The following is a 14501-nucleotide window of genomic DNA, read 5'->3' as shown; positions in this document are numbered from 1 at the left end:
CCTGCATGAAACTCAAACTTTTAGCGCTTTCTCTTGCGTTGGCAGGCGTTCAAGTGACGAACGCTGCCGAGTGGGATTACCCTAGCGCGGCTATTACGGTCACGAACCAAGCCGAAGCGCTGCGCTACTTACAAGCCAATTACGCTAGCGCTGGCGAACTTAAGTTTCGCTATCAAACTCGTTCTCAGCTCGGAGATCATTACAACTTTGATGTGTGGGTCGATGGGCAGTATCAACCGCAACGCACCATTGTGCTGTCGACTAACCAAGACAGTCAAGTTGAGCGTATTTTCAAAAGCCTTGAAGATACGGTGATTCGTAATGGTGAGGCGATGCCAGCTGGAGAACTGGAACTGCCTGTTCGCTTGGAAGTGACCGAGCCGCCAGCATTGATCTCTGGTGAGTTAGTGACGGTTCCCGTCTCACTCTTTGACCCTGATTTACGTACAATGCAACAACAAGCTGCGCCTGATTCTGCTTGGAATTCGTTAGAGGATTATCCGCAGCCACTTCAATATGTTGAGAAGCAGATTCAAGTTTTGCAGTCTGGTGGCAAGTTCTACCTAGCCAACGAGCGCGTTAAACAGGTGGATGCACTTGCATTACTGTCTTCACCTGCGGTAGGTGCGGAGCCTGTGCGTGATACAAGCAGTATTTTGCCGCCTGAGGGGGTTCAATCTTTTGCGGATGTAAAAGCGATGCAAAGCGCTCAACTTGGCGACAATGCCTTTTTGCAGTTGATGGCGTTTTACCATCTTGATAGCTCACTGCAGTACTTATCGAGCTTGAGCTATGACTTATTTGAAGAGCCGCTTCGTTTTGATGGGCGTGGTTTAGCGCTCGACAACTCTTCTTACTACACAGGTTCGCGTGCGCTGATGTTAGGCGTTGGCGGAGTATCTCCAGATGCTGCAGATGCAGATGTGATTTTGCACGAGCTAGGACACGGTATTCACTATCAAATCGTTCCTGATTGGGCGTATGGACATACTGGCGCGATTGGAGAAGGTGTTGGTGATTACTGGGCGGGCAGCGCGAGCTACCGAACACAGTATTTAGACGCAGCTCGCCGTGGCCAAGAATTCGAGTTAGATACGGTGTTCAACTGGGACGGTATGTTCGGAACACGCAAAACAACTCGTAGCTTATGGAACCAAAGAGCGCGTTACTTCGAGAGCTCAGAGTATCCAGCGCACGTTAGTGTGGGCGGTGAACTAGGCGATGAGCTGTGGTCAACGCCACTGTTCCAAGCACTTAAAGCGTCGGTTGAACGATACGGTGATGATACCGATAGCGTGTTCCGCGAGTTTGACGCCATTGTTCTTGAAGGCATGTACGGTATTGGTCGTGGTGTAAAAATGCATGATCTTGCGGAATCGACCGTGTTTGCAGCAAACACCTTGTTCCCAAATAAAGACTATGCCCAATTTCTGACGGACAGCTTCAACAAACACAACTTACTTAAAGCGCCTCTTCGCGTTCGCTATGACGCTCGATACATCGCACAAGGTCAAGGCGTGGGAGTGAGCCTGAGCCAAACTGGCCGCGAAGCGAGCATTAAAGGGCAATGGCAGCTAAATAACGCATCCGTTTTCGACTTTGATGAAACGCTTTCTGACTCGACCTCAATGAAGGTGGCGTTACCAAGCGGTCTGACATGTGGCACGCAATTCGATTCCTCTATTTCATTGGATTACCAATTTTCTGAAGGCTTAAAGACTCACCAGTGGAGTGAAAAGTTGATGCTGGTTAATGGCACGCCAGAGCTCGATATCCAGCCTCAACCAGTGAACTCCGCTTTGCCGGAGCAGGGCGACAGACTGTTCTCTCAGACGCTATCGGATAAGTCACACACGATTGATGATTCGTTTGCGGTTTACCTAAACATCGAACATGACTCACTGCAGGATCTGCAAGTGACGCTTGTGTCTCCACAAGGTAAATCGGTTGTGCTACTTAGCCATCAATCAAGCAATACCAATGGATTTAAAGGTTACTTCACCGCTCAGTATGACGAGGAGTTACAAGCACTTGTCGGTCAACCGAGTTGGGGTACTTGGCGTCTCGAAGTATCTGACCGCGTGTCAGGGAACTCTGGGGTGTTGAAAGAGTGGGGTGTTAGTCACTTTGCTCAGTATCAGTGCAGTGCTGATACCACTAAAGAAAGCAGTGGTGGGTCAGGTGGCAGTGGTTCGCCTTGGACCTTGGTAGGACTTTTCCTGCTTTCAATGGTGAGAGTGATTCGTTCTCGTTAATTAAAATATAAAGAAGACAAAATTTATGAAGTTTCAATATTCTTTCGTTGCTATGTCACTAGCCCTAGCTGGTTGTGGCGGTGGTTCTGGTGGTGACACGTCAACACCGACCTATAATGTAGCTGGCACCATCGTTTCTGCAGGTACACTTCTTGATACGCCAGTATGTATCGATTTAAACCAGAACTACGTTTGTGATACTACTGAACCGAGTGCTAAAACGGATAATGCTGGTAAGTTCTCCCTGACGTCAAGCGACAAGAACATTTTGACTAGCACGATTCTTGCTCAAGTTGATCAAGGCTCAAACCAAACGTTGCGTCTTGCGGCTCCAGGCCAAAACTTAGCAACGGGTAACACGGTCAATGGTGTAACAACGTTGCTAGCAGGTCTTGTAATTGATGGTAAAACCGTTGCTCAAGCTGAAGAGATTGTGAAAGCGCAACTCACCGATGCCGGCGTTTCTCTGTCTGGTACGGTAATGTCTAACGCAGAAGCTAGCGAGCTAGATAAGCTAGAGCAAAACACGGTTGCGCTATTAGCTGCGATGCAACCACAACAAATGACCAAAGGCGTAGCGCTGCTTGCTCAAAGTCTTAGCTTCCAAGGTAAATCGTTGGCCTCTGATCTTCTGTCTGAAGCGGAAGTGAGTGCATTTGCTGAAGAAATTGCAATAGTTGCTGAACAAACGGTTGGTAGCAACGATACGGGGGCCGTTCTTCATTTTGCTGATGGCGCAGCAGACGTTGCTGAGGTTCAAGCTTCTTACCCTGGTCAAGATGCGGAATACGGCTTCGACAAAGAGGACAAGCAAACGTCGACAGGCGCAGGCTTTAAGTTCGTTAAGCTAGATTCACAAGGTGCTGCTTTAGCTGCAGATGCGACTGACTGGGCTTGTACTATGGACGAGCGTACTGGTCTTGTTTGGGAAAACAAGAGTGCGGATGCGAGCTCGGTTCAATTTAAAGATCGTACATTCGTGTACGAGTCAGCAACATTCAAACCGTATTACGAAGATCTTGAAGTCGTTGGTTGTGTGGATGCTGCTGATGGCATCTGTTCAACAAGCCAATATGTTGAACATATAAACAAGCAATCACTATGTGGAATTAGTGACTGGCGCCTACCAACATACCAAGAGTTCTACGATGTTCTCGACTTAGGTGAGACAGAGAAAGATGTCGACGGCAATGTCTATGGTATGACGACGGCTTACTTCCCTCAACAGGGTAAGGGCAGCCCAGATATTGAATCAGGTGCTATTTGGCTGAGTGATTTCACATTTAATAATTACTCTCCTGCTAACTACGAAGGTGCGCTTCAATTTGCAGTCGTTGCAGCGAAAGGCGCTGACCGTGGCCACGTCAGCTTTGTTGAAATTTATTCTGACAAAGTAGAGCGTGACACAGGCACGTCATTCCAATTCCCAATCCGTCTAGTCGCAGTAAAGGGCCAATAAGATGAAGAAATTAATAACTGTACTATCTCTTGCTTTGGCTTCTCAAACTGTAATGGCTGCACAAGAGTGTTCTACTGACTTTGCTAAAACGGCACCTAACACGCGTTATACATATTCTGAGAGCGGTACCGTAACTGACCTAAAAACAGGTCTAACATGGATGCGTTGCCCTGTTGGTTCAACGTGGAATGCGGCAAACGAAGCTTGTGATGGCGCTGCGACTAAGATGTCATGGCAGTTAGCGCTATCAACCGCTGAGCAAGTCCGCAATGAATCAGGTAACCATGCTTTACATGACTTCGCTGGCAAAAAGAATTGGCGCTTACCAAACATTAAGGAGTTGGTCGCGTTGACAGAACGTGCTTGCCACAGCCCTGCGATGAACGGTACTGCATTCGCAAGTGGCTACACGCTAGAGGTGGGTGACTACGCAGGTTACATCTGGAGTAACACTCCGAACGGTGATGGCTCAAACGTCATGGTGTTTGATTCATTTAATGGTGAGGTTTACAACTGGAGCCCACTAGAGCCAACGAACACTTTCTCTGTTCTGCTGGTCACCGACGAAGAATAATCACACAGTTGGATTTTCTCTAATCCAGATATTAAAAAGCTCCGCCAGTGCGGAGCTTTTTTCTTTTCTAACCTTTGAAACTTATCGTGTTGAGCAGAACCTTTAAACTTGGAACTGCTTAAGCTGATGCTTTTGGTTTTCTGCTAAGCCAGACAGCTCTTGCGCCGCCGCGGCTGATTGAGTGATACCAGTAACGTTCTGACTTACCAATTCATAGATGGTACTCAGGTTGTTATTGATGTCCGACGTTACTTGCTTTTGTTCTTCAGAAGCGGTCGCAACTTGGGTGTTGATTGCATTCAAATCTGAAATCGCACTGTTGATGTCACTTAGTGAACGACTGACTTCTGCAGCAAGCGCTTGGTTGTCTTCTAACATGGCTAAGCTTGAATGCATGCTTTCATTCGCGTGACCAGATTGCTGCTGAAGCTCTTCGATGATGGTTTGGATCTCTTTCGTCGATTCCTGAGTTCGCGCCGCTAACATACGTACTTCATCGGCGACTACCGCAAAGCCTCGGCCACTTTCACCCGCTCGTGCTGCTTCAATCGCCGCATTCAATGCAAGTAGGTTGGTTTGCTCAGAAATGCCTTCAATCACTTCGATCACGCGACCAATGTGTTCTGATTGATCTTTCAGCGATGTCACGACGGCTGCGGCTTCGTTGAGTTGTTCTGCCATTTTTCGCTTGCGCGAGTGCTTTCCTCAAACATGCTCAGACTTTGTGAGGTAAGCATGCGTGCTTGATTTGATGCGCTATCGGCTTCTTGTGCATTGGTCGACACTTCAGCTGCAGTCGATTCTAGTTGGTTGATTGCCGAAGCCACTTGCTCAACTTCTTGTTTTTCTTGATCTGAGTTAACGCTGCTTTGAGTCATAACGGTCGCTAACTCGGTCGATGCTGATGCCACATCTTCACTAATTCGAACTAATGCACTCACGGTTTCACGCAGTTTGTCGATGGTTTGGTTTACATCCTGAGCCAGTTGCGACACTTCGTTTTTTCCGATGGCTTCGGCTTTAACCAATAGATTTCCCTTCGCGACTTCTTGCATGGTTCCTTGAAGGTTACGAATCGGTGCAACGATATAGCTGGCTAGTATCCAACTAATAAGCGAAGCAGCACTCAAGATAACTGCAAGCGTGACCGCGCTGTAAGTGAGCGTGGTTGAATGCTGTTCGCCATTCGTTTCGACTTCATCGGTGACGATTTGATTCAATTGCTTAGACAGGTTGTCGATGGCGTTGATCATCGCTTCGCCAGCCAATCGGTATTCTGCCATCGCAGATTCGTACTTTTGATTGAAATCGGATGTGGTGTAGCCAGAAGAGTGCTTGGTGGTGAGCAGAGGTGTCATGGTGACGCGCGTGAAATCAACATAGTGATCCATGGCTTTGCGCATTGCATTCACTTCGGTTTGAACGCCTGGGAGGCTATCGATGGAATTCAGAAAATCGCGGTTTTTGTTTTGTCGTTCAGACAGTTCTTGGTTGAGAGATTGGACATCTTCGGCTCTAAATAGACTGTAAATGGCTTTGATGCGCATAGCGTAGGTGTTGTCTACGATGGCGCTGAGTTCCTCTTTATGAATGATCAGCTTGTTGGTGGAAGTGGAAACCTTATTGAATGCTTGGTCGAGCTTGCCGATTCCGACGCTCAATCCAATGATGAGTAATACAACGGTGAATAGAACAGGTAAAAAGACCTGAAGTTTAATAGAAAGCGTACTAAGAAATTGACGCATGATTGACCCTCTATCGGTTTGATTATTATCTTTTTTATAAATAAGCATTTCGATTTTAATTGCCATACTCGTTAAATCAATGACTTACTCATATCCAATTGTTATGAAATGTACCAAAATCGATGGAGTTATCATTTTGAACGCGCGGCAATTTATAAAAGCGCTAAGCTAAAAACGGTAGAGGGATCAGTCGCGGAATTAATATACAGAAATGACAACGTGTCATAGAGGGTTCAACTAAGTGAAACACAACTGTCATATTCAAATTCTAAAGTGAGCACCGTTCAAGTGAAACACAACGGCAATAAAGCCACTTAAGGAAATTGTGATGAAAAAGACAGTAATCGGTGCAATCGCACTTCTAGGCGCAATGGCAGTGACTCCTGTTTCTGCTAAAGAAACTATCTCTGCAGTGGGTTCTAGCAGCGTAACTCCACTGATGGAAGTTTTCTCTGAAACGTACATGAAGAAGAACCCTAACGTATTTATCGAAGTTCAAGGCCCTGGTTCTTCAGCTGGTGTTAAAGCAGCAAAAAATGGTTCAGCAGACCTTGGTATGTCTTCTCGTAATCTAAAAGACTCTGAAAAAGAATCAACACTAATAGAAGAAGTGGTTGCTCGTGATGGTATCGCAGTGGTTGTTAACCCACAAAACAAACTGCCTGGCCTAACAGCAGAGCAAGTGACTGCAATCTACAAAGGCGAAGTATCAAACTGGAAAGAAGTCGGTGGTGCAGACAAGCCAATCGTAGCAATTACTCGTGACACGGCTTCAGGTACTCGTGGCGCATTTGAAGACATCATGTCTCTTAAAATGAAGATTTCTGGTAAGAAGGTATCAGCTATCTCTCAACGTGCTCAAGTTGCAAACGGTAACGGCGCACTCAAAACAATGGTTGCATCTAACCCATACGCAATCGGCTACATTTCACTAGGTACGGTAGACAACACAGTTAACGCTCTAGCAATCGACGGTGTTGATGCAACAGTGGCTAACGTGAAAAACGGTTCTTACAAAGTAGCTCGTCCATTCCTTGTTCTTTACAAAGAAGGCAAGCCATCAGCTGAAACGCAAAAATTCCTAGACTGGATGCTAACTGAAGATGCGCAAAAGCTAGTTGACCAAAACGGTTACATCTCAGTTCACTAATTTTATCGGGACTCTTAAGTTTGCTCAGCCCACCATTTAGGGCTGAGCCTTTTCTATCCATAGTGTTCACCGGCAAAACGCCCAGAACCGTGAGATTTTTTAAATGACCATCGCAACAAATAGTGAAAAGCTTATGAATACTGACGCTAAAGCTATCAGCAAGCCCGGCCTGCGCGAGAAACGTCGCGTAGACTGGAAAGAGCGTATCTTCCACGGCTTGTTCCTAACCAGTGCCGTTATCGGCATCGTCTCATTAGCCGTTATTGCTTACTTTATTGTTCGAGAAAGTATCCCGGCATTCCAAGAAGCTGGTGTATCGGGCATCGTTCTTGGACAAAACTGGCTGCCGCCTGCACTTTACGGTGTTGCGACAATGATTGTTGCATCTATTGTATCGACGGCAGGTGCGGTAATCGTTGGTGTACCAATTGGTGTGCTGACGGCTATCTTTATTGCCGAAATCGCACCAAAGCGTCTTGCGGATATTATTCGTCCTGCAGTTGAGCTTTTGGCAGGTATCCCGTCTGTGGTTTATGGCTTCTTTGGTTTGGTCATCATCGTACCGCTGATTCAAAACATCTTTAATGTCCCTGCGGGTAACACGATTTTGGCAGGTATCATCGTGCTTGGTGTGATGATTCTACCGACCGTAATCACGGTATCTGAAACGTCTATTCGAGCTGTGCCTCGCGCATACAAAGAAGGCTCTTTGGCTCTTGGCGCTTCGAAAATATACACAATCTTCAAATTGCTCGTTCCAGCGGCTCGTTCAGGCATCATGACGGGTGTGATTTTGGGTATTGGCCGTGCTCTAGGTGAGACAATGGCGATCATCATGGTGATGGGTAATGCACCTGCTATGCCAGAAGGCATCCTAGATTCGGCACGTACGCTAACCGCAAACATCGCGATTGAAATGTCTTACGCAAGTGGTATTCACGCCAACGCTCTTTACGCCACTGGTGTTGTACTTCTGGTCTTCATCATGTCGTTGAACGCTGTACTTCTTTACCTAAACCGAGAAAAAGCGAAGTAATCGCTCGTTAAAGGTGACTATTATGGATCGCGCAAAACTAAAACAAGCTCGCCAGTTCAAAGATAACGTCTTTAACGCTTTGGTTTGGATTTCGGCAGCACTAACGGTAGGTTTTTTGTTCTGGATTATCTGGTACATCCTATCAAATGGTCTACAACACGTAGATTGGAACTTCATTACTGATAACTACACACGTACTGGTGAAGAGCACGGTATCTTCCCGATGATCGTCTCGACCATCTACATGGTTATCGCATCCATCGCGGTAGCGGCGCCACTGGGTATCATGACGGCAATCTACTTAACCGAATACGCGAAAGTCGGTAGCCGATTGGTAAAGATTATCCGATTCTGTACTGAGTCGTTGGCGGGTATCCCATCGATCATCTTCGGTCTATTCGGTATGACGTTCTTCGTGGCAATTCTTGGCCTGGGCTTCTCGATTCTGTCGGGTGCACTGACTCTAAGTATTCTTATTCTGCCAGTGATCATCCGTACTACGGAAGAAGCACTAATGGCAGTGCCTCAAACGTATCGTGAAGGCTCATACGGCCTTGGCGCTTCGAAAATTTACACTATCTGGCGTTTGATTCTTCCGAGCGCAATGCCAGGGATCTTAACCTCGGTCATTCTAAGTATTGGTCGTGTCATTGGTGAGTCTGCTCCAGTATTCCTGACAGCAGGTATGGTTGCACGTATTCCGGATTCTTTATTGGATTCAGGTCGTACATTAACCGTTCACCTATACAAACTGACTACCGAACTGTTTACCGTTGAAGAATGGAATCAGGCTTACGGTACCGCAACAGTGCTTATCGTGGTTGTTCTTCTGATCAACATGGTAACGAAACTGATTGCTAGACGTTTTAACACCGCAACTTACTAACAACACTAATTAAGAACGCACGTTAAAAGACACGAATTCAAGATTTAAGAGATTAAGAAAATGAACAAATTTGATATTGAAAACCTAGACTTATTCTACGGTGAAAACCAAGCACTGAAATCGATCAACCTACCAATTCCAGTTCGCCAAGTAACGGCACTTATCGGCCCGTCAGGTTGTGGTAAATCAACGCTTCTACGTTGTTTGAACCGCATGAACGACCTAATAGAAGGCGTGAAAATTACGGGTAAATTGGCGATGGACGGCGAAGACATTTACGGCAACATTGATGTCGCGGATCTTCGCATCAAGGTTGGCATGGTGTTCCAGAAGCCAAACCCATTCCCGATGAGCATCTACGAAAACGTGGCTTACGGCCTACGTGCTCAAGGTATCAAAGACAAGAAACACATTGACGAAGTGGTAGAGCGTTCACTACGCGGCGCAGCACTTTGGGACGAAGTGAAAGATCGTCTGAAGTCACACGCATTTGGTCTATCGGGTGGTCAGCAACAGCGTCTGTGTATCGCGCGTACTATCGCGATGGAGCCGGACGTAATCCTGATGGATGAACCAACGTCGGCACTTGACCCAATTGCGACACATAAAATCGAAGAGTTGATGGAAGAGCTGAAGAAGAACTACACCATCGTTATCGTGACCCACTCAATGCAACAGGCGCGTCGTATCTCTGACCGTACTGCGTTCTTCCTGATGGGCGAACTGGTTGAGCATAACGATACTCAAGTGATCTTCAGTAACCCTCAAGATGACCGTACTCAAGGCTACGTAAATGGTGATTTCGGTTAATTCGCCATATTTACAAGCATAACTAAATAACTATAAGCGATGGTAACTTTGCCCCTCTTTTTGAGGGGCCTTTTTCTTTTCAAGCTGCAGATTTATAACACCAACCTATACCAATAATTCTTGCAAGGAAGCACAAATACCCCCCTTTTTATAGAACATGTAACTTATGTGAAATACGGTTATAAAAGTGCTGAAGAGCTCTCGAATGTGAAACTAAGTCTGATAATTTTGCGAATGACTTAACAGCTCAAATTTGATTGTATTGATTGCATATGATGGCCTAAGTAGTTTTTTATCGAGAATAAAAAAGTAGATTAGGTTGGTAGGGTGAGTTTAAGAAGTTTTACAAGAAAAGTGTCTTCAACGAGGGATCATCGCTTATTAGCGGAGGCGATATTTGATCATTTAGAGAGTTTGTTCTCCCCTCAAGCCTTAGCCATTTTTGAAGATCCTTCAATCAATCCCCGTTATTCTGTGAGTTTCTCTCGCGGGGAGCTTTACCCAATCCAAAGCTATCCTGACAGCTTCTGGGAGTGGGCAAGTCAGTTTGACACTTCTGAAAGCATCATTCCTCTGGCGATCAATACTTGTAACTGGAATCACACCCAAGATTTAGGTGGAGATAGTTACATAATGATGCTCGATAACACGCCTATCAAACGCACCTACCTACTGATTCAATCTGTTCATGCTCGCACGGCACACAATATCTATGAAGAAAGCTATGATGCAATGCAGCTTGCAGCGGCGCGTTGGCAGTGCATTCGCGCCGAGAAAAATGCGTCGCAAGAGATGAGACACAGAGATATTCGTGAAGCGCAATATGTCGATGAAATTAACCAACGCGAGCGCTTTATCGAGAACATGAAGTTAGTTCAGCAAGTTGCTCTCGAGATCTCCAACCCTGATTCCTTAAAAGATTTGTATTACAAAGCCGTCGAAGCGCTACGTCAACGGTTGGGGTTTGATCGCTCCACACTGATGCTTCTAGATATGAAAAAGCGCAGTTTCAGTGGAACATACGGCACGGATGAATCAGGCATCACCATTGATGAGTTCCACACGCAATACGATTTACACCAACTGAGCGAAGAATACATCGCTGCGCTGTCAAGCCTTGAGAGCAACCTAGTGATCGTGGAAGATGCGCCGATATACACAGCTGGTAAAGTGGTTGGGCAGGGGTGGAACGCGATGTTGATTCTACGTGATGGCAATGAGCCATTTGGTTGGTTCGCGCTTGATAACTTTATTCATCGCAAGCCGATAACAGCGTATCAAAAACAGATGTTGGACTCGTTTGGCTCCCTTTTCTCACAAATTTACATTCGAAAGCGCCAAGAGCAGAACGTGCGTATGTTGCATTCAAGCATGGTTGAGCTATCACGCTGTACAACCGTCAGTGATGTATGTAAATCGGCCGTCACTTTTGCCATCAAAAATCTTGGTATTGATCGGATGGCGGTGTTTTTGACCGATGAAAACTGCTCATACATGCAAGGTACTTGGGGGACTGACATTCAAGGCAATGTGGTGGATGAGTCTTATTTCTTTGGTGAGACACAAGACTTTTCGTTGATCAATTTAGCTCGCGCCGTACCTAGTGAAGTTGCATTTGAGGAATCCGTTCCTATTTATCATGACTGTAATATTGTCGGCTTTGGCTGGGCTGCGATGACGGTTTTGACTTCGAATAGCAGCGGGCCCATCGCCTTTATTGCCGTTGATAACTTATTGACGCGCGCGCCGCTGACTTCTCAGCTACGTGAAGTGATTCGTATGTTCGCTTCCAGTCTAGCGGAGGTTTTGCAGCGCACTCAAGCGCAAGAGGCGATTCGCGGATTAAACGAAAACCTGGAGCTAGAAGTACAGAACCGAACCAAAGAGTTGGAAGAAGCCAACCGACAGCTTGAGGTGCTTTCTAAACTTGACCCTCTGACACGTCTTGGCAATCGCCGTATGTTAGAACATGTGATGCAGAAATATTGCGCGCTAGAGTGTGAGGAAGCGATGTCCTTTGGTCTTATCCTGATTGATATTGATCACTTTGGCTTGTTTAACAATCACTATGGCCATCTCGAAGGGGATATCGCACTAATGCGCGTGGGTCATATCTTGGATCATCATACCAAAGGTGAAGACGAGGTTTTCTGTCGCATTGGTGGAGAAGAGTTTGTGTTACTAATGATCGGCTCTGATCAAGAGGCGGTAAAGCAGAGAGCGGAACGTATTCGTCAATGCATTGAAGATGAAGGCATCAAACACCAACACAACCCAGAAGGGGAGTTGCTCACTGTGTCAGTCGGTTATTCTTGCTACAAAACGAAAGGCAAAGACTTTAATTTCGACCATCTTTACCAGTTGTCGGATAAGGCTCTCTATCAAGCGAAGAGCCATGGTCGAAATTGCGTAAGGCGATATGAGTACGAGCATCAAGCTTTTGTTGAATAAGTGATGCTCATAACATCAAAGTTACTGAGACAGTTTGGTTGATTTTTAGATAAAACTGTTAAAGTGTGTTTGGTCGCACAAGAAAAATGGCAGCTCTCGTGAGCTGCCATTTTGCTTTATAGTTTTTCTAGCTGGTGGTCGGTTTTCGTTACGTTTGCTTTGCTAAGGTTTTGAATTTTTGCCAGTAGCGAGTCTGGACGCCAAGGTTGTTGATTGGCACTAAAACGCGCTTGGTTCATAGCATCAAGTTCTTGTTTTACGGCTTGCGCATCACCAGGGCTTAACCTGTCTCGGTGAGTGTTTAGATACTCGTTTACTGAGCGTTCAATTTTAGCAGCGTCCCCTTCATTGATGACTTTTTTCAACGCATCAACGCAAAGAGGTTGCTCGGTATTCGAAACCGTTTTACTCGCCGTCATAGGACGCTTCTTCCATGCCCAAATCGCGATTCCTAACGTCGCCACCCAAAGCCCAGCGAAAACAAAGGTCAGGGTTTGCCAGAGGCTGCTCACTCCACCGTTTGGTTCGGGACTGATGGCTGACTCAGGTGGTGTTGGCAGAGGCGATTCCGGCAATGTGATAAGCCCGGTGTCACTTTGCTCTATTTCTAATTGTAGCTCTGGTAACGTCGCTTTTTTCGCTTCATCATTTTGGCTGTCCCACCAGTTCAAATGGTATCCCGGCAAGGTATATGACCCAGCCTCAGTGGGGATAATGACTTGCTTCACGGTCATGATAACGGTGCCATCTCTCGCGCTGTCGAATTGAGGCTGTTCTGGGTAGACCCGTAGTGAACTTGGATAATCAATACTTACTCGTGGAAGGTATTCGGCTTGTGTTCCGCGAGCTTTAATTTGAATGGTTCGAGTGAGTGAAGAGCCCTGTTTGACAGTGTTGAGCGCATTAACCGACAGTGTATTACCTTGATCGTCTTGCCAGCTCTGCGTCATTTCTAACGCTGAAGCTGGAAGCCATTCCCCTTCAAATTCACTTGGAATTGGTTTTACCTCGATAGGCATTTGCTCAGCTTTGGTGTTGATTGGCATGATCTTGGTAGAGCCCGTCAAGCTGTCGCCATAAATGTAAGAGCCTGTCAGTCTAGGACCTATCAAGGTGTAAGTACCCGGCTGATTCGCCGTTAAGCGAAACGACTGTTCAATGACCGCTACTTCTAATCCATTTAAGATCTTTTGTCCCTGCTGTAAGCCACCAATAGCTTCAAGCTTCATGCCTTCAATCTGTGGAGGCACAATTTGTGGGTTATCAAGACGGCGGGTATCCGCTTTGATCAAAAGCTGCATACGTAATGTCGCAGATTGCTGAGGGTACAGCGTGCTGTTGTCGACACTGATATTAAAGCTAAATAGGTTATCGAGATTGGGTTCAGCTTGGCTTGTGGTGACACGAAGCTTTATTGGCTCCGTTCTCATACCATCTGCGGAAAAACTCGGAATAGTCAGAACACCTTCTTTCATCGGCGCAATCGAGATACTCCACTCAGTACGTACAGATTTTCTTCCGTTAATGTTATTGCTGGAGCGCCCATAACGAGGTTGACCCAAGAAAAAGTCGTTCTCAAGTACATTAAAGTCAATTGCATCTGAGCTGAGCTCAGTATCAGCCATGATTCTGAGGTTGATCACTTCATTCTTAGCAACTTGTGTTTTATTGACGCTTGCTTGAAGCGTCTGTGCCATCACCGAGAAGCTGGATAATAGGCTGGCCACAAGAATAAAGATCAGTTGTACGCCTTTGTTCATCACGGGCTTACCACTCCTTTTGAGATTGTTGTGGAGGTTGTTTTTGTTGAGCTTGAAGCTGCATTTGTGCACGAATCAAAAAGCTTGGATCGCGAGCGCTTTCGACTGCTTCTAGACGACGGAATTCAGGATCATCCCGATGCGTGTTTTTTGGCTGCACTTGAGCCTGCATTGGTTCACCTTGTTCCTGAGCCTGCTTTTCACCTCGTTTCGGTCGATGTTGCTCTGTTTTTTGCTTTTCTGTTTTATTTTCAGATTCTTGCTGATTTTGTGACTGTTGTCCTTGCTCTTCCTTCTCACCGTTTTGAGACTTTTGTTGCTGTTGCTGTTGCTGTTGCTGTTGCTGTTGCTGTTGCTGTTGCTGTTGCTGTTGCT

At 46.1% G+C, this 14501-nt stretch carries 9 protein-coding genes and 2 pseudogenes; 8 read left to right on the top strand and 3 right to left on the bottom strand.

Annotated features, from left to right (window positions below):
* Positions 1-5 precede the first annotated feature (5 nt).
* The 3 genes from EX191_RS11100 to EX191_RS11090 are packed head-to-tail and all read left to right on the top strand — an operon-like array spanning position 6 to position 4288.
* Positions 6-2255 (top strand): proprotein convertase P-domain-containing protein, encoded by a 2250-nt coding sequence (locus tag EX191_RS11100; RefSeq protein ID WP_193447760.1) that lies wholly within the window; start codon positions 6-8, stop codon positions 2253-2255.
* 25 nt (positions 2256-2280) lie between these two features.
* Complete coding sequence (locus tag EX191_RS11095) at positions 2281-3714, top strand: Lcl domain-containing protein (protein WP_193447759.1); 1434 nt, start codon at positions 2281-2283, stop codon at positions 3712-3714.
* Between the two features lies 1 nt (position 3715).
* Positions 3716-4288, top strand: coding sequence for an Lcl C-terminal domain-containing protein (locus EX191_RS11090; protein ID WP_193447758.1), 573 nt, complete (start codon positions 3716-3718; stop codon positions 4286-4288).
* A 102-nt stretch (positions 4289-4390) separates the two neighbouring features.
* Here EX191_RS11090 and EX191_RS11085 read toward each other — a convergent pair.
* A pseudogene (locus tag EX191_RS11085) lies at positions 4391-6033 on the bottom strand (methyl-accepting chemotaxis protein).
* Between the two features lie 328 nt (positions 6034-6361).
* Between EX191_RS11085 and EX191_RS11080 the strand changes: the two are divergent.
* From EX191_RS11080 to EX191_RS11060, 5 genes are all read left to right on the top strand, one after another.
* Entirely contained in the window at positions 6362-7183 is an 822-nt protein-coding gene (locus tag EX191_RS11080; protein ID WP_005397879.1) for a phosphate ABC transporter substrate-binding protein, read from the top strand.
* Between the two features lie 103 nt (positions 7184-7286).
* A complete protein-coding gene (pstC, locus tag EX191_RS11075) occupies positions 7287-8219 on the top strand; it encodes a phosphate ABC transporter permease subunit PstC (protein WP_006741921.1) in 933 nt (310 codons plus the stop codon).
* 22 nt (positions 8220-8241) lie between these two features.
* Positions 8242-9105, top strand: coding sequence for a phosphate ABC transporter permease PstA (gene pstA / locus EX191_RS11070; protein ID WP_005397882.1), 864 nt, complete (start codon positions 8242-8244; stop codon positions 9103-9105).
* A 60-nt stretch (positions 9106-9165) separates the two neighbouring features.
* Positions 9166-9915 (top strand): phosphate ABC transporter ATP-binding protein PstB, encoded by a 750-nt coding sequence (gene pstB, locus EX191_RS11065; RefSeq protein ID WP_005397884.1) that lies wholly within the window; start codon positions 9166-9168, stop codon positions 9913-9915.
* A 327-nt stretch (positions 9916-10242) separates the two neighbouring features.
* The gene (locus EX191_RS11060; protein ID WP_006741920.1) at positions 10243-12366 is read left to right on the top strand and encodes a sensor domain-containing diguanylate cyclase; all 2124 of its coding nucleotides are present in this window, start codon (positions 10243-10245) and stop codon (positions 12364-12366) included.
* A 116-nt stretch (positions 12367-12482) separates the two neighbouring features.
* Here EX191_RS11060 and EX191_RS11055 read toward each other — a convergent pair whose 3' ends face one another.
* Positions 12483-14129, bottom strand: a complete 1647-nt coding sequence (locus tag EX191_RS11055) for a BatD family protein (RefSeq protein WP_193447757.1) — start codon at positions 14127-14129, stop codon at positions 12483-12485.
* Positions 14130-14133: 4 nt separating this feature from the next.
* Positions 14134-14501 (bottom strand): annotated as a pseudogene (locus tag EX191_RS11050) (hypothetical protein); the annotation flags it as partial.

This window comes from Vibrio chemaguriensis (assembly GCF_012275705.1).
Classification (GTDB): Bacteria; Pseudomonadota; Gammaproteobacteria; order Enterobacterales; family Vibrionaceae; genus Vibrio; species Vibrio diabolicus.
Note: the sequence above shows the minus strand (reverse complement) of the source record. Positions and strands in the feature narration are given on the sequence as shown.